This is a genomic window from Pseudenhygromyxa sp. WMMC2535 (assembly GCF_011083025.2).
The window spans coordinates 6,889,374-6,905,687 of the sequence record NZ_JABJWV010000001.1 but is presented as its reverse complement, the minus strand read 5'-3'; the positions used below and the strand labels follow the sequence as shown (position 1 = coordinate 6,905,687).

Genomic DNA, 16,314 nt, shown 5'->3' with positions numbered 1-16,314 from the left:
GGCCAAGCCCGAAGCGCGAGCGATCTAGGATCCCGTGGTGGAACCCAGCGCGGGCTCCTAGGAGCCCGTGGTGAAACCCAACACGACACCTCGCTTGGTCTTTTCGCCGAGGGCTTTGTCGCCAAAACTTGCAGTACGCCCGGTACAGCTGCGCTTTGGCTTCGCGCCCTCGACGAAAATCCCGGCGCCAGGAGCCGCGCTGGGTTCCACCACGGGCTCCTAGCGTGCGATCAGCAGCTGCTGCTCGGCGGCCTGCACCGAGTTGGCGTACTGCGCGAGCGCCCGATAGTCGCTGAGCTCGACGATCCCCGGCTCGAGCACCGAGCGGCTCTCGAGGACCACGCGATCCGAGCCCTCGCCGCCCTCGACCAGGGTCCGGGTGTAGCGCCCGCGCGCGCCCTCGAGGGCGACGTCCGCGGGCAGCTGGCTGAAGGTCCGGCCGTCGAGCTGCACGCTGACCTTGGCCTCGAGGATCGGGGCGTAGCCGATCACCAGACCGCTCCAGCGGCTGGGCAGCCGGGTGTAGCCGGTCGCGAGATCCAGGGGCACGGTGGCCGCCAAGGTCGCTAGCTGGCCGCCCTGGACCACGCCGCCGTTGCGCACGCTGGCCGTGAAGTGGACGATCAGCGGCTGCTCGAGCTCCCACTGGTTCTCGAACTCGAGCTCCCCGAGGTCGAGGGCGGCCACGGGCAGGATCCGCCGCAGCTCGGCCTCGGCGAACACCTCGGGGATCTTGTCGGCGTCGACCTGCTCGAAGGCGTCGCGCCACAAGATGGCCTCGAGGCCGCGCAGCTCGATGGTCCCGCGCAAGCTCCCGCGGCCCTCGGCGTCGAGGGTGAGCTCGAGCTCCCAGCGCCGCAGGTCGCGGTAGGCCGCCGGGTTCGCCGGCACCTCCACGCGACCAGGCGCGGGCTCGTCGGCCTCCAGCTGCACGCGCAGGGCCTCGCCCTCGGCGTAGCTGGGCGAGAGGTAGCCGATCGGCACGACCTCGGAGGAGGTCCCCACGAGCAGCGGCTGACCATCGGGGCCCTGCAACGCGAGCATCGCGGTGTCGTAGGCCTCGACGAGGGGGTTGGCCGTGGGCCCGTCGTAGATCCGCGGGCCAAAGCGATCGCGGAGCAGCCACAGCTCGCTGTCGACGCCCGCGACCTCGAGCATGGCCCGCAGCAGCATCAGCCGGCTGCCCTGGCGCGCCGAGAAGGTGACCGTGGCCGGGACGGTGAGGTCGCCGGCCTCTTCGATCTCGTCGACCACCCAGCGCCACAGCGCGTCGAGCTTGTCGTAGTCGTTGTCGTAGCCCGCGCAGATCTCGGCGACGGTCGCCCGCAGCTCGGGGTTGCTGCGCTGGCCCGGGCGGATCTCGACGGCGAGGTTGTCGAGCCAGTCCTGGATCTTCAGCGGCACGTGGGCCTGGATCATCGGCAGCTCGTCGAGCATCGAGCGCGAGGCCGGCTCGGCGCCCAGGCGCGGGACCTGATCCGCGCGGAAGGTCAGCTCGCGGTAGCTGCTCTCGCCCGGCTCACCGACGAGCTCGACGCGGCGCTCGCTGGGCACGGGCGCGTCGTTGCGCGCCTCGATCGCCAGCGCGTCCATGGACGCGGGCGCGAGCACGATCAGCTCGGAGCGGTGAAAGGGGATCTCCGCCGACTGGAAGCGGAAGCGGCCGAGGTCGGCGTGGCCCGGGAGCGCCAGCTCGGGGCCGGCCTCGTAGGTGAACTCGAGCTCGACGATGTCGCCGATCTCGAGGCCGCGCAGGCTCAGGCCGGCCTTGCCGGGGATCAGCTCGGGCTCGACGATGCTCCCGTCGGGCTTGATCGAGTGCATGGTCAGCAGCTCGGCCCCGGGGTTTTCGAACTCGCCGTGGGCGTCGATCGCCTGGTCCGAGAGGATGTGGAACATCTGGTGGACGATGTGCCGGTGGCTGAGGTCCGGGTAGATCACGCTGACCTCGCGATCGAGGAGCAGGACCTCGCTGACGCCCTCGGAGGCCAGGCCCTCGGCGCGATCGCGCTGGTAGTCGGCGAGGGCTTCGCGGCCGTCGATGCGCCAGCCCATCAACGGATCGGGGATGCCCACGCGCTCGCCGATCTCGCGCAGGCGCGAGCTATGCGGGAAGCGCTCGATGGCCGCGAGCACGAGCTCGCGGGCGGCCCGAGGATCGCCGCCCTCGGCGTCACCGCTGCCGCCGCGCGAGGCGGCCAGGTCCGCGAGCTCGATCTGCGACAGCGCCCGGTAGGGCGTGTAGCCGAGGATCTCCCGGTGCCAGCCCGTGGCCTCGTCGTAGCGCCCCGCGGTCACGGCGATCTCGGCCAGGGCAGCCATCGCGTCGATGTCGTCGGGGACGCGGGTGAGCTGCTCTCGCCACAGCGCCTCGGCCTCGTCGAGGCGCTCGCGCTCCACGGCCAGGCGCGCGCGCAGACCCAGGCTCCCCGGGCACTCGGCCAGGGCCTCGACGATCTGCGCCTCGACGGCGACCTGGTTGCGCTCGCGGGCGAGCTCGCGCCGGGCCATGAGCACCTCGCAGTTGCCGGGGTGGATGGCCGAGGCGTGCTCGAGGGCGCGCTCCGCCTGAAAGTCGCCGCCCCGCCGGCGGTAGGCCTCGTAGCGCAGCAGCGCGAAGCTCAGGCTGTCGCGGCCGAGCGCCGCGGCGTCCGTGGTCGGGAGCGCGTCGAGGGCCTCCAGGGCCTCGAGCACCTCGACCTCCTCGCCGCGAGCCAGGCGCATCGACAGCAGCGCCAGGCGGGCCTGGGCCATGCTCGGATCGAGCGCCAGGGCGAGCTCGAGCTCGGCCTGCTGGCGCGCCGCCGAGTTCGTCCGCCCGCGCGAAGGATCGCGCAGCTCGAAGTCGGCGAGCATCAGGTGGGCCTCGGCGAAGGCCTCGGCCCGGTCGCGCAGACCCTCGGATACCCGCTCGGCGCGATCGCTGTCGCCGTCGGCGAGGGCGTCGCCCAAAGCCAGGTAGGCCCGCAGCGGCGCGTAGATCGGACCGGCGAGACCCAAGCTCTTGCCCGCCGCCCCGCGCCCGCCCTCGCCGACGTCCCAGGCCTCGATCTCGACGAGGGCGTCGGCCTCGGCCAGCACGTCCGCGTCCGCGGGCCAGGCGAGGTCGCCCTCGGCCTGCGCGTCGGGGCGGATCGTGAGAGCCTCTCCGTCCGCGTCCGTGGCCCGGACCAGCACCCACGCGCGCTCGCCCGGGATGGAGGTTTGGACCTCGACGCGGTGCGTCCCCGGGCTGACCGGCACGCGCAGGCCGGGCTCGTCCAGGGGGTAGCGATCGCTGCGATCGCTGGCCCAAACCAGCGCGTCGTCGACGTAGACCCGGGTGGGGTTTTGCGCCGCCATCGACAGGCGCAGCGTCTCGCCGGGGACCTCGACGCTCGCGCGCAGGCGACGGATCGCCGCGCGCGGCTCGTCGTTCCAGATCCGCACGGCGCAAGACAGGGGCGTGACCACGGCCTCGGCGTCGCTCGCAAAGGGCCGCTCGAGGGCCAGGCGATCGAGCTCGAGGGCCCCGCGGAAGCCCTCGAGCTCGCCCACGGCCCAGTCCTGCACGCAGCCTTGGCGCGTGTAGTAGTCGCGGTAGTCCTCGCCGGAGATCCGCGCGATCGCGGCCCGGGTCGAGAGCAGCTGCTCGCGGGCCTCGGCCGAGAGCGGGCCGAGGTCGAGGCCGTCGAAGAAGGCGACGAAGCTGCGGCGATCGCCGGGGCGCAGGCCCAAGCCGGCGTCGAGCAGGCGCGCCGCCGGGGCGGCGAGGGCCCGCGCCTGGGCCCGCGCCCGCGCGCTCGGCTGCGCCGCGATCTCGCGCAGCAAGGCCTGGGCCTCGAGCGCTGCCCGCCCGACGTCGAGGCGGCTCTGGGCGATCGCGGCCCGGGAGAAGCGGGCCAGGGCTGGCGGGACCGCGAGCCCCCCACCCTTCTTGCCGCCGAGCGCGGGGCGCTCACCGGTGACGCGATCGAGGTGCTCGATCGCCTTGGCCGCGTCGGCGAGGTGCAGCCAGTACACGTGGGCGAGCTCGACTCGCGCCTGGACATCGTCCGGGTGCCGCGCGAGCCAGCGCTCGAGCTTGGCCGCGTGGGCGGCCGCCGAGTCGGGGTCGAAGGACTCGGTCCGCGCTTGCGGGCGGCAGCCCAAGCTGGGGCCGAGGGCCGCGCCGGCGAGCAGCAAGGACAGGACCAAAGCGGGGATCCGCCGACGCGAGCGCGCGGGCGGGCGGACAAGGGAGAGAGAGTCGTTGACGAGCATCAGGCTGCCTCGAATGCCTGGGCGAGGGCCGCGTCGATCTCCGCGAGGAACTCGCGGAATTCGGCGTACTCCCCGGGCTCGACCCGGGCGCGGCTGAATTCGATGTCGGAGGTGATCGTGACCGCGCGCTCGCGCTGCTCGACACGCAGCTCGAAGCGACCAAAGGGCGACTCGTGCACCCGGCCCTGGGGCACCTGGGTGAAGCGCATGCCCGCGGGCAGGCTGTAGGTGATCGTTCGCCGCTCGCGGTTGGGCACCCCGATCTCCATGGGGTGCTCGCGACGCTGCAAGTTGGCGTAGCCGCGCAGCACCTGGACCTCGTGGCCGAGCACGCGCCAGCGCAGCTTGGCGTCGGCGCCCGCGCCCACGCGCGTGGCCAGGCCGGGGATCGCCAGCTCGGCCTCGACGCGGATCGGCTCGCCGAGGTCTTCGATACCGGGGAACTTGGCCGCGCGGACCTCGACGCCCGGGTAGACGCGCGCGAGCATCTTGCCGAAGAGCTCCTGACGCTGCTCCTTGGCCTCGAGCCCGGCGCGCCACGAGCTCGCCCCCGCCCCGACCATGGTCATGCGGTGATCGACCTTGGCCGAGCCGTCGGCGGCCAGGCTGACGCCGAGCTCGTAATCGCTGAGGTTGTCGTCGGCCGGGGCGTAGGGGATGGTCCGAAAGCTCGCCCCCTTCCCGTCCTCGATCACGACCACGCTCGCGCCCTGGTCCCCCGCGGGGAGCTCGAAGGCCCCGGCGTGCTCGGCCGTGCCGTCCATGAACAGGTCGTACTTGGGCACATAGACGATGGCGTGGTTGAAGGCCGAGAGGCTCGCCGGGCGCTCGCCGATGCGCCCGAGGTCGCGGGTGCGGACCAGGACCAGGTGGGCCTCCACGCCGATCTCGGCGAGCATGACCTTGAGCAGCGAGGCCTTGTCCTTGCAGTCGCCAAAGGCCCGGTTGTAGATGTCCGTGGTCCGGTAGGGTTTGTAGCCGTGGATGCCGAACTCGAGGCCCACGTAGCGGGTGTTCTCGATCACGTGCTCGTAGAGCGCGGCCACGCGTTCGCGCTCGCTCGCGTCCTTGGGCAGGCCGGCCATCGCCTCCTCCACGCCTCCTCGGATCGCGTCGTCGACCAGCAGCTGGCCCTCGACGAGGCCCCAGTACCAGCGCCCAACCTCGTCCCAGGTCTCGTAGGTGCTGACGTGGAGGTAGTCGGCGATCTCGGTCCACCCGGGCATGCCCGACTCGGGGCGCAGGCCGGCGACGTCGTCGCGGCGCAGGCGATAGGTCGTACGCCCCTCTCCCTTTGCGCCCTCTCCCTTTGCCCCCTCCCCCTTTGCCCCCTCCCCCGCCCCTTCGCGCTCGAGCTCGTGGTTGGCGTGGATCGCCATGCCCTGCGGGGTCTCGAGCACGTACTCGAAGTGGGCGATGGGCTCGACGCCCTGGAGGGGCACCAGATCCCCGTAGTAGTCGTCGAACTTGTTGCGCGTGGCCACGTCGCGGCGCACGAAGGCGACCTCGACGACGTCGCCGACGCGCAGCCCGGGGAACTCCACGGCCACGCCGCGCTGGTCGTAGTACATGCGGTAGCCGGCCGAGCCCACGGCGTAGTGGTTGCTGATCCCGATGTCCTCCACGCGCCCGTCGGCGCGGTAGACCCGGGCCCGGCGGACCTCGACGTAGCTCTCGTCGGGCTCGTAGCCGAAGTCGTGGCGGGCCTGGCTCTTGATCCCGCGCTCGTCGAGGACCTTGATGATGCGGTGGTCGAGGCGCTCGCCCAGGCCGCTCTCGCTGACCCGCGTGGCGATCATCCGGTGGAGCACGGCCGCGTCCTTGCCCGCCCAGGCCTTGGGCACGGGGGCCTCGGTGGCGGCCTCGGCGACCTCGACGAGATCGACGGCGTAGCGCGTGAACACGTCGTCGCGCTCGGCCCCCAAGGTCGCCAGCAGGTCGCGCAGCCCCGGCTGCTGCGGGTTGAGCTCGAGGCTGCGGCTCAGCGCCGCCACGGCCCCGGCCTGGTCACCGGCGCGGCTCTGCAGCAGGCCGAGCTGGGCGTGGAGCTCGGGGTCCTGGGGCGCGAGCTCCACGGCCTCGAAGAGCGCCGCGGTCGCGAGGTCGTAGTGCCCGGCGGCCTCCTCGAGCACGGCCAGGCGCCGCCACGCCGCGGGCCGCCCGGCGGTCCCGACGATCAAGTCGCGGCCCAGGCCCAGGGCGGTGTCGACCTCGCCGAGCTGCAGGTGGGCCTCGATGCGCTGCTCGATCACCGAGACGTCGCCGGCGTGCTCGCGGCCGTGCTGCTCGAGCAGGGCCAGGGCCTCGCGGGTGCGCCCCAAGGTGAACAGGCGGTTGGCCTGCTCGCGCAGGATCGTGGCCGAGTGGGGGTAGCGGCGGCGCAGGGTCTCGGCCCACTGCAAGGCCGCGAGCCCGAAGCCGTCGTTGGCCAGCTGCTCGACCTGGGCCAGCTCGATCAGCGCGTCGTCCGGGGCCACCGTGGCCGCCTCCTCGAGCAGCGCCTCGGCCCTGCGCTCGAGGCCGAGGGCAGCGTTGGAGTAGGACAGCTCGATCAGCATCTGCGAGAGCTCGGCGCGGACGCTGGGCTCGACCTTGGCGCCCTCGGCCTCGAGCAGCGCGCGGGCGCGCTCGACCCCCGCCTCGAGGGCCCGCCGCGAGCGCGCCGAGTCGTCCTCGGCCAGCGCCAGGTGCAGGGCGCTGCGCGGCGAAGCCAGGGCGGCGTCGGCCTCCCGGGCCTGGTCCCGCGCGCTGAAGTCATCGCGGCCAAAGGGCGCGACCCAGCGGTAGAACTCGGCCAGCGCCAGCTCGTCGGCGGGCCGCGCCCGCTCGCCCTCGGCGGCGTCCTCGAAGAGCCGGCGCAAAGACAGGGGCGGCCGAGCCGGGCCGGCCTCGGGATCGAGCTCGAGGGCGTGCTGCGTGGGCGCGGCCACGGGGATCTCGACCTCCCCCGTCCCCTCTGCCTTGGCCTTGGTCTTGGCCGCGCCCGCGGACTGGGCCGCGATCGATGCCGGCGAGGCCGAGATCCGCAGGCCCTCGATGGGCCCGCCGTCCTCGCCGCTGATCCGCGCGAACAGGCCCCAGGCCCCCTGCTCGCAGCCGACCTTGACCAACACGCGGTTCCAGCCGGCCTCGAGCTCGAGGGCGTAGGCGTCCTGGAGGGGATCCGGCCGGCGGTAGGCCTCGCCCTCGCCGACGAGCGCCTCGCCGACCCAGACCTTGTGGGCCCCGCCGCTGCCCAGATGCAGCACGGCGCGCTGGGCCTTGGGGACCTCGACCCAGGTGATCGCGTAGGCGGTCACGTACTCGTTGGGCCGCAGGAACTCATCGAAGGACAGGTAGCCGCCCCCGAGGGTGTTCGCGGCCTCGATCGCCTGCCAGCTCACGGCCTCGCCGGCGAGCTTGCCCTCGAAGGACTGCCCGGCCGCGAAGGCCTCGAGCTCCGGGCCAAAGCGCTGGTCGTGGCCGCCGCGGTTGGCGTTGTCGAAGGGTCCGACGATCTGCCAGTCGAGGATCCTACCCACGCGACGCTGGATCGCCTCGGCCTCCGCGAGCTCGCCGGCGTCCTCGTGCAGCGCCGCCCGCTGCTCCTCGGCGAAGGCACGGACCAGCGGGTGACGCTTGCGATCCTCGCGGACGCCGTCGACGAAGCGCACGAGCTCGTCGCGAGGCAGCTCCCCGGACAAGGTCGCGAGCAGGCCGAGCAGGGCCAGGGCCGCCCGGTGATCCTTGCCCTTGGCCGCGCGCAGCAGGGCCTCGCGGCGATCGAGCTCGCGCTGCCACCGGCCTGGCCAACCAGCCGTGGGGTCGAGCACCCCCGGCTCCCACAGCGGGGCGTCGAGCTGGATCCCGGGCGCCCGCGCTGGCGCTGCGCCCGGCTGATCTGGCTGGGCGGGGGCGGCCCCGCTGGCGTCGAGGCCCACGAGCCCAGCCGGCGCGATCCTCTCGCGCCCCGCGTGAGCTGGGGCGCCGACCATCGACGCCACGGCCACGGCGGACAGCAGGCTGGGGAAGAGGAGCGCTTTTTTGGAGCGCGAGCTGGCGGAGTCTGCGGAGGGCGGCATCTCGGGCGCGGCGATGATGGAACATCCACGACCCACGTGCCATAGTCTCGCCCGCACCGTGCTCTTGGCCCTACTCAAGACACTGCGCCCGAAGCAGTGGATCAAGAACACCTTCGTGGCCCTGCCGCTGGTCTTTGGCCAGAAGCTCTTCGATCTCGACGCCCTGCTCCGCGTCGCGGCCGCCTTCGCCCTCTTTTGCCTGATCTCGGGCTGCGTCTACATCGTCAACGACATCGTCGACGTCGAGAAAGACCGCGCCCACCCCAAGAAGAAGCACCGGCCGATCCCCTCGGGCGCCCTCCCGCCCAAGGTCGCCCGCAATTTCACGATCGTCGCCGTGCCCCTGGCCCTCGGCGCGGGCTTTTGGCTCGCGCCTTTGTACGCAGCGGCCCTCGGCGGCTACTTCGTGCTCAACTTGCTCTACTGCTTCTACACCAAGCGAATCCCCTATCTGGACGTGCTGTCCATCGCCACCGGCTTCGTGCTGCGGGTGCTCGCCGGGGCCCTGGTCATCCCGCTGCCGCCCTCGCTGTGGCTGCTCGGCTGCACGGCGCTGCTCGCGATGTTCCTGGGCTTTGGCAAGCGCGCCCACGAGTTCGCCCAGTCTGGCACCGAGACCCGCTCGGTCCTCCAGCACTACTCGCCGGGGGCGCTGCGGTGGATCCTGCACACCCTGGCCCTGCTCACGGCCCTGGTCTACGGCCTCTATACCCAAAGCGAGCACGTCCATCAGACCTTTGGTGACGCCCCGCTGATCTTCACCCTGCCCTTCCCGATCATCTCGATCCTGCGCTTCATCCACCTCGTCACCTCGCGCCCCGACGCCGAGAGCCCGACCGAGGAGATGCTGCGCGACTGGCTGTTCATGGGCAGCTTCATCATCTGGGTCGTGAGCACGGGCGTGCTCCTGTACTGGTTTTGAGCCAGCCCCGAGTCTGAGCAGGAGCCTCGAGTGTCCGAACAGGTGTGGAAGATCCGTCGGCCCCAGCGGGCCATCCCCCGCGAGGGGCCACCCAACCTCCGGGGCATGACCCGCGCCGAGCTCGGCGAGTGGCTGGCCAAGACCATCGACGCCCCGGCCTACCGCGCCGACCAGGTGTTCGCGTGGATCCACCAGCGCCGCGCCCAGGACTTCGCGGCCATGACCAACCTGTCCAAGGCCGAGCGCGCGACCTTGAGCGAACACGCGAGCCTGGCCCAGCTCGAGGTCGACACCGTCCAGCGCGCCCGCGACGGCACCCGCAAGCTGCGTCTGCGCACCGCCGACGGCGAGTTCATCGAGTCGGTGCTGATCCCCAACGACGAGCGCGGCTTGACCCAGTGCATCTCCTCGCAGGTCGGCTGCGCCCTCGACTGCCGGTTTTGCGCCACGGCCAGCCTGGGCTTTCGCCGCAACCTCGACACCTGGGAGATCGTCGACCAGGTCGCCCGCGCCCGGGCCATGCTGGCCGCCGAGACCGACGCCCAAAACAGCGCCCAAGCCAGCGCCCAAGCCAGCGGGGAGGACAGCGAAGACACCGGCGCCGAGGTCTGGACCCCGCGGATCACCAACGTGGTCTACATGGGCATGGGCGAGCCGCTGCACAACTTCAACCAGGTCCGGCGCTCCCTGGAGGTCCTCACCGACAAGGGCGGAGAGGCCATCGCCGGCCGGCGCATCACCGTGTCGACCTCGGGCCTGGTCCCGGCGATCCAGCGCTTCGCCCGGGAGGGCCTCGGCCACGAGGTCGGCCTGGCGATCAGCCTCAACGCGACCACCGACGCCGTCCGCGATCAGGTCATGCCCATCAACCAGCGCTGGCCGATCGCCGAGCTGCTCGCGGCCGTCCGCGAGGTCCCGACCAACCGCCGCCGCCGGGTGACCTTCGAGTACGTGCTGCTCGGCGAGGTCAACGACAGCCAGGCCGACGCCCGCCGGCTGATCGCGCTGGTCCGCGAATTTCGCTGCCACGTCAACGTCATCCCCTTCAACCCCCACCCCCACGCCCCCTTTCGCCGGCCGGCGCAAGCGCGTGTTGCGAGCTTCATGGCGGCCCTCCGCCGCGCAGGTGTGCAGTGTTGGCTGCGAACGCCTCGGGGCGACGACATCCAGGCGGCCTGTGGCCAGCTCGCCCTGGATCAGTGACGGTAGCGTGGGGAAACCCGGCGCGAGGAGCCGCGCTGGGCTCCACGATGCCCTGCGAGCCAGCTGGAAATTCGTTCCAGGCACGAACCATGCTGATGGATGGGGCAAGATCAGACACGTCCGCATGTCCAGCGTCGCAGCCGCCGGCGAAGCGATGCTAAGTTCTCGCTTGCGATGATCTCCGCTTCGCTCCTCGCCGCGCTGCTCTCATTTTCTCCGGCGCCGACGTCCGAGGCCAGCGCAGAGCCGCCCGCGCCCACAGCAGGGGGCGGCGCCGCTGCCCCTTCCACCGACGCCGAGTACGAAGCGGCCAAGCAGCGCGTACGCGACGCTCAGCGCCTCGCCAACGAAGATCCTCCCCGCGGATCCAAGCAGCTGCGCGACGCCCTGCAGCTGCTCCAGCGTCACGCGGCCCGCCTCGCCATCGATCCACAGGGCCAAGATCTTCGGACCATGGCGCAGCTGACCTTGGCTCGCGCGCTCCTGGCCACGGACAAGTCCGACGAAGCCCGCGATGTGATGGACGAGGCGATCCGCACCGCGCACGGCGATCCCCTGCCAACGCGGAGCTTTGGCCCCGGCCTGTCCGCGCTGCACAAGGAGCGCATCGGCACCCTCGAGAAGCTCGGCACCGCGGCGGTCCGCGTGCAGTGCGAGGTCGCCTGCCGGGTCTATCTCAACGAGCGCCCCACGGGCTCGGACGGCGCGGACAACCTGATCCCTGGCCGCTACCGCGTCTACATCGAGAGCAGCGACGGCGAGACCAAGCCGATGACCACCGTCGTCGACGTCGCCACCGAGGGCGACGAGGTCAAGCTCGAGTTCGGCGAGGCGCCCACGATCGTGCTGCCGCCCGTCGAGCCCGAGGCCAAGCCCTTTCGACGCGTCCTGCCGCGCTGGGCAGAGATCACCATGATGGCCGGCGGCGTCGCGGCCATCGGCGTGGGCGCAGCCCTCTACGCCATCGATGGTCACTGCCCCAAGCTCAGTGATCCCCTGCCGAGCTGCCCGGAGATCTACGCCACCGATCTGGCCGGCGCGATCACCATGGCTGGCGGCGGCGCGCTCTTCCTCGCGGGCACCGTCACCTTGGCGGTCGATGAGGTCCGCGTCGGCAAGCAGCGCGGGCGCGAAGCTTCGCTGGTCTGGACCATGCGCTTTTGAGCGCGCGCCGAAGCTCCCCGCCCCAGCGCGGCGATCAGTCGAAGACGCGCCCTCAGGTTTGAATTCGAATTGATTGCGCAGCCCCGGAGACCTCGGGGACGAGCCAGGCTTTGCGCGAGCTCAGCTGTTGCAAACATAGATTTGTTTTCCGAATTACGTTGCATGCGAGAATGAAGACAGATTTAAAAGTTTTTATATGATTTAAGTTAGTTTTGACACTAGTCTCTCCTCATGCCGTTGATCGTCTGCGACACCTGCCACCGCCATGTCCGCCCATCGACCGAGGGCTGCCCCTTTTGCGGCGCGAGCCTCCAACAGCCCGCCCTCGCGCCCCTCCCCCGCTGGCTCGGGGCCCTGCTCCTCGGTGGCCTCGCGATCACCGGTTGCGGTGACGATGGCTCCGCCAGCGACGACGAAGGTGAGACCTCGACCACCAACGCCATGATGGACGCCGACACGGAGACCACGGCGGAGACCACGGCAGACACCGCAGAGACCACCACCGACACCAGCGCGGAGATGTCCACGGACACCCTTGGCGAGGAGACGACCAACGGCGAGGACGACAACGGCGGCAGCTTCTACGCCGGACCTGCCCCGGACTTCCTCGACATCCCCGAGTGCGACCCCTGGGCCCAGGACTGCCCAGACGGGGAGAAGTGCACGCAGCAGATCGACGGCGAAAACGGCAGCTCGAACGTCTGCGTGCCGATCACCGGGGACGACGCGCCTGGCGAGCCCTGCACCTCGGACGGCCCGCTCACGGGCAGCGACAGCTGCAGCGCCGGCGCCTACTGCCTGCTCGACGCCAACGACGAGGGGACCTGCGTCCCCTACTGCGAGGGCTCCCCCGATCAGCCGGTCTGCGCCGAGGGATCCGCCTGCTCGATCACCGACGACGGCACCCTCACCATCTGCCTGCCGACCTGCGATCCCATCGCCCAGGACTGCGGGGACGCCGACGGCTGCTACTGGAGCGGTCAGGACTTCCTGTGCTACCCGACCTTCGCAGAGAGCGTGGGCGAGCCCTGCACCTCGAGCAACGCCTGCGCGCCGGGGCTCTACTGTGTGGGCGAGGAATTCGTGCCCGCCTGCGAAGGCAACTCGTGCTGCACGAACTTCTGCGAGCTCGACAACCCGCAGTGCGAGCTCGAGGGCATGGCCTGCACGGCCTTCTTCTCCGAGGGCGAGGCCCCCGAAGGTCAGGAGAACCTGGGGATCTGCGTCACCGAGGAGTGAGCCCCGCGCTCAGGCTCGCCAGGCTCGCTGCACGATCAGCTGCACGCGATCGTAGCCGCGGAAGGTGTTGCGCTCCGGCGTGAACAACAGGCCGATCTCGTCTCCGCGGGCGATCGGCAGGCCAGCCTGGCGAAAGGCAATGGCGTCGCGCCGCGCCTTGCCCTGGGCCAGGACCAGCGCGAGGTGGCGGTCCTTGATGATCCGCGTGGACACGACCTTCGCCCCGGCGCACAGGTAGCGCGGCCGCGGGAAGCCGACGCCAAAGGGGCCCAGGGACTCGATCGCCGCGATGTACTCGAGATCGATGTCCTCGAGGGCGAGCTCGCCGTCGTGCTCGTCGATGGGGTCGCGGCCGGCCTCCTCGCCGAGCTGCTCGGCGCAGGCGCGATCGAAGCGCTCGACCAGGGCCGGGAGGTTGGCGGGGTCGAGGCTGACCCCGGCGGCGGCCTTGTGCCCGCCGAAGCGGCGCAGCAGGTCCCCGCACTCGGCCAGGGCCGCGCGCACGTCGACGCCGGCGGCCGAGCGCGCGGAGCCCCGGGCCTCGCCGCTGCCCGCGTCGACGCCGATCACCAGCGTGGGCCTGCGGTAGCGCTCGACGATGCCCGAGGCCGCGATCCCGACGATGCCCGGGGCCCAGGCCTCGCGGGCCACGACCAGGCCGCTGCGCCGCGGGCTCTTGGGATCGGCGGCGAGCAGGGCCAGGGCCTCGCCGACGATCTTGTCCTGGAGCGAGCGCCGCTGGCTGTTGAACATCTCGACCCGCGCGGCCAGGGGCTCGGCCTCGGTGGGCGAGCGCGCGCGGAGCAGCTCCAGCGACGGCTCGGCGCTGCCCAGGCGACCCGGGGCGTTGATCCGCGGGCCCATGACGAAGCCCAAGGTGCCCTCGTCGACCGACACCCCCTCCTCGACCCGGGCGCGACGCAGGAGCTCGCGGACCCCCGGGCGCCGGCGCTGGCCCATGAGCTCGAGGCCATGGCGGACCAGGATCCGGTTGTCCTCGACCAGGGGCATCATGTCGCAGACCGTGCCCAGGGCGACGAGGTCGAGCCACGCCCGGGGATCCGGCAGGTTCTCGCGCGCGCTCGGCTCGGCCTTGGCCAGGGCCGTGCGCACGCCGGCGGCCAGATAGAAGCCGACCCCCGCGCTGCACAGGCCCTTGAAGGGGAAGTCGCAGCCGGACTGGTGCGGGTTGATGAGCGCCGTGGCCGGGGGCATGGTCTCGGGGACCTGGTGGTGGTCGATGACCACCGTGGGTACGTCGCGGGCGCGCAGCCACTCGAGGGCCTCGTGGTCCGAGGTCCCGCAGTCACCGGTGAGCACCAGGTCGACCCCGGCCTCGTGCAGGGCCTTGGCGGGCTCGAGACCAAAGCCATAGCCGCCCTCGCGGCTGGCGACCTTGGCGACGATCTCGACCCCGAGGCGCTCGAGGAAGGTCGTCAGGATCGTCGTCGTCGTGACCCCGTCGACGTCGTAGTCGCCGAACACCCCCACCCGCCAGCGGCGCTGGCGAGCCGTGGTCAGCAGGTCCACGGCGGCCTCGTAGCCGGCCATGGAGTCCGGCCGCGTCAGCTCGCCCAGGCGCGGGCTCAAGAAGCGGCGCTGGGCCTCGAGATCCTCGATCTCGCGGCCGACCAGGAGCTCGACGACCACCGGGTGGACGTCGAGTTCCTCGGCGCGCTCGTGCAGCTGGGCCCGGGTCCAGCGACCCAGGGCCCCACGCACGTGGGCCCGAGGCGGCTCTTCGAAGGCCGCGAGGTCTTCCTCGCTCGCTGCCGCCGCCGCCTCGGCCAAGACCAGCCCTTACTTGGTGGGCCGACGACGACGGCGAGACTTGCGCTCACCGAGGTCCTTGTCGACGTTCGAGACCTTGTCGAGGGCGTCGGCGATCTCGCTGTCGCCCTCGGCCTCCACCTCGGACGCGTCGCCATCGGCGTCGTCGTCATCATCGGCATCGTCGTCAGCGGACGAGGCGCTATTGGTCGTCGCCGTCGCCCCACCAGCCGCAGCGGAGGCGGCCGGGCCACGGCGACGGCGGCGAGCACCACCAGCGCGCTGGCGCGGCTCCTCGACCTCGGCCTCGCCCTCGTCCTCCCCACCAGCCTCGACCTGCGGGCCCCCGAGCAGGGTCCCGGTGCCGCGCTCGGCGTCGTTGTCGGCGGTGATCAGGTGGCCCTTGCCCTTGTAGATCTTCTCGTTGACCCACAAGAACACCGGCGAGGCGACGCACAGCGACGAGTAGGTGCCGACGATCAGACCGACGAAGAGCGCGAAGCTGAAGTCCTTGATCGGGCCGCTACCGAGGATCCAGGTGGCCAGGACCACCAAGATGGTGGTGGTCGAGGTCAGCAGCGTGCGGCTGAGGGTCTCGTTGAGCGCCGAGTTGGTGGTCTCCTCGATCGGGTCGTCGCGGAACATGGCCACGCGCTCGCGCACACGGTCGAAGACCACGATGGTGTCGTTGATCGAGTAGCCGATGATCGTCAGCAGCGCGGCGATCGACTGGAGGTTGAACTCCTTGCCGGTGAGCGCGAAGGCGCCGACCACGATGATCGCGTCGTGGGCCAGGGCCACGATGCCGCCCGGCGCGAAGCGCAGGTCGAAGCGGATCATGACGAACAAGAAGATGAAGAAGATCGCGAAGATCATCGACTTGACGCCGTCGACCTTCAGCTGGCTGCCCACCTTCGCGCCCACGGTCTCGCTGGCGACGATGTGGTCGACCGTCCCCGCCCCGAGGGCGTCGTCGATGACCTTGGAGATGTCCGCGCCCACACCGATCAGCGCGAACTCCACGGGGAACGCCACAGGCGTGGCTTCGCCCTCGACGGCCTGGCTGTTGCTGGTCACGCCAGCCGAGGCCGCGCCCTCGCAGCCCGCGTCGCCCATGAGCCGCTCGATGTCGGCGTAGGCCGGCTGGGCGTCGAACTTCATGAAGATCTTCGAGCCGTCCGTGGGGTGGAAGAAGCCCTGCTCCTCCTCCGGCAGCAAGGACGCCCCCTCGAGGCCAGACAGGGCCTCGCGGCAGCCTTCGAGCTCGGCGTCGGAGATCGCGATGACCTCCTTGACGCGGATCAGCACCTCCTGGTCCGCGTCGGGCACGCTGACCACGCTGCTGCCCGCGTAGCCGGCCTCATCGAGGATGCCGCGCAGCTCCTCGACGTCGGGCTCGGTGGTCAGCGCCAGGCGGATCGAGGACCCGCCCTGGAAGTCGATGCCGAAGTTGAGCGCCGAGCCCTTGGTCGCGCTGTTGACGACCATGGTCCCGATGCTCAGCAGCACGGCGAAGATCGAGACCATCAGCCACAGCTTGCGCCTGCCGACGAAGTTGAGGTTCGTGCTCGTGGGCACGAGGGTGAAGAACTCGAGCTTGCTGGGATCCGGCGCCGCCGGCTTCTTGGCCGAGCGGCTCCCGCGACGGCGGCGACGGTCGGCGCCGCTCGTGTTCTCGGACTCGGGGGTCTGCGTGTTGTCGTTGTCAGCCAT

The 16,314-nt window shown here is 71.4% G+C and carries 8 protein-coding genes; 4 read left to right on the top strand and 4 right to left on the bottom strand.

Annotated elements, in window-relative coordinates:
- Positions 1-219 precede the first annotated feature (219 nt).
- Together G6O69_RS26810 and G6O69_RS26805 are read right to left on the bottom strand one after the other, a co-directional pair.
- Complete coding sequence (locus G6O69_RS26810; RefSeq protein ID WP_172306350.1) at positions 220-4,242, bottom strand: hypothetical protein; 4,023 nt, start codon at positions 4,240-4,242, stop codon at positions 220-222.
- Positions 4,242-8,303: a DUF3857 domain-containing protein gene (locus G6O69_RS26805; RefSeq protein ID WP_172306349.1), complete on the bottom strand. Its 4,062-nt coding sequence runs from the start codon at positions 8,301-8,303 to the stop codon at positions 4,242-4,244. Before G6O69_RS26805 ends, G6O69_RS26810 begins: the two co-directional genes overlap by 1 nt.
- Before the next feature lie 58 nt (positions 8,304-8,361).
- Between G6O69_RS26805 and G6O69_RS26800 the strand changes: the two genes are divergently transcribed.
- The 4 genes from G6O69_RS26800 (at position 8,362) to G6O69_RS26785 (ending at position 12,831) form a co-directional block, all read left to right on the top strand.
- On the top strand, positions 8,362-9,225 hold the full coding sequence (locus G6O69_RS26800) for a decaprenyl-phosphate phosphoribosyltransferase (RefSeq protein WP_172306348.1): 864 nt from the start codon (positions 8,362-8,364) through the stop codon (positions 9,223-9,225).
- Positions 9,226-9,255: 30 nt separating this feature from the next.
- Positions 9,256-10,428: a 23S rRNA (adenine(2503)-C(2))-methyltransferase RlmN gene (gene rlmN / locus G6O69_RS26795; RefSeq protein ID WP_172306347.1), complete on the top strand. Its 1,173-nt coding sequence runs from the start codon at positions 9,256-9,258 to the stop codon at positions 10,426-10,428.
- Positions 10,429-10,602: 174 nt separating this feature from the next.
- Positions 10,603-11,592: a tetratricopeptide repeat protein gene (locus tag G6O69_RS26790; protein WP_172306346.1), complete on the top strand. Its 990-nt coding sequence runs from the start codon at positions 10,603-10,605 to the stop codon at positions 11,590-11,592.
- A gap of 231 nt (positions 11,593-11,823) precedes the next feature.
- A complete protein-coding gene (locus tag G6O69_RS26785) occupies positions 11,824-12,831 on the top strand; it encodes a hypothetical protein (protein WP_172306345.1) in 1,008 nt (335 codons plus the stop codon).
- Positions 12,832-12,840: 9 nt separating this feature from the next.
- Here G6O69_RS26785 and recJ read toward each other — a convergent pair whose 3' ends face one another.
- Positions 12,841-14,622 (bottom strand): single-stranded-DNA-specific exonuclease RecJ, encoded by a 1,782-nt coding sequence (gene recJ / locus G6O69_RS26780; protein ID WP_172306344.1) that lies wholly within the window; start codon positions 14,620-14,622, stop codon positions 12,841-12,843.
- A 9-nt stretch (positions 14,623-14,631) separates the two neighbouring features.
- Positions 14,632-16,314, bottom strand: coding sequence for a protein translocase subunit SecF (gene secF / locus G6O69_RS26775; protein ID WP_172306343.1), 1,683 nt, complete (start codon positions 16,312-16,314; stop codon positions 14,632-14,634).

What these genes read in the sequence shown, in the direction of transcription:
- G6O69_RS26810 (WP_172306350.1), bottom strand. Translation starts at nt 4,242, where the DNA reads ATGCTCGTCAACGACTCTCTCTCCCTTGTCCGCCCGCCCGCGCGCTCG.
- G6O69_RS26805 (WP_172306349.1), bottom strand. Translation starts at nt 8,303, where the DNA reads ATGCCGCCCTCCGCAGACTCCGCCAGCTCGCGCTCCAAAAAAGCGCTC.
- G6O69_RS26790 (WP_172306346.1), top strand. Translation starts at nt 10,603, where the DNA reads ATGATCTCCGCTTCGCTCCTCGCCGCGCTGCTCTCATTTTCTCCGGCG.
- G6O69_RS26785 (WP_172306345.1), top strand. Translation starts at nt 11,824, where the DNA reads ATGCCGTTGATCGTCTGCGACACCTGCCACCGCCATGTCCGCCCATCG.
- secF (WP_172306343.1), bottom strand. Translation starts at nt 16,314, where the DNA reads ATGGCTGACAACGACAACACGCAGACCCCCGAGTCCGAGAACACGAGC.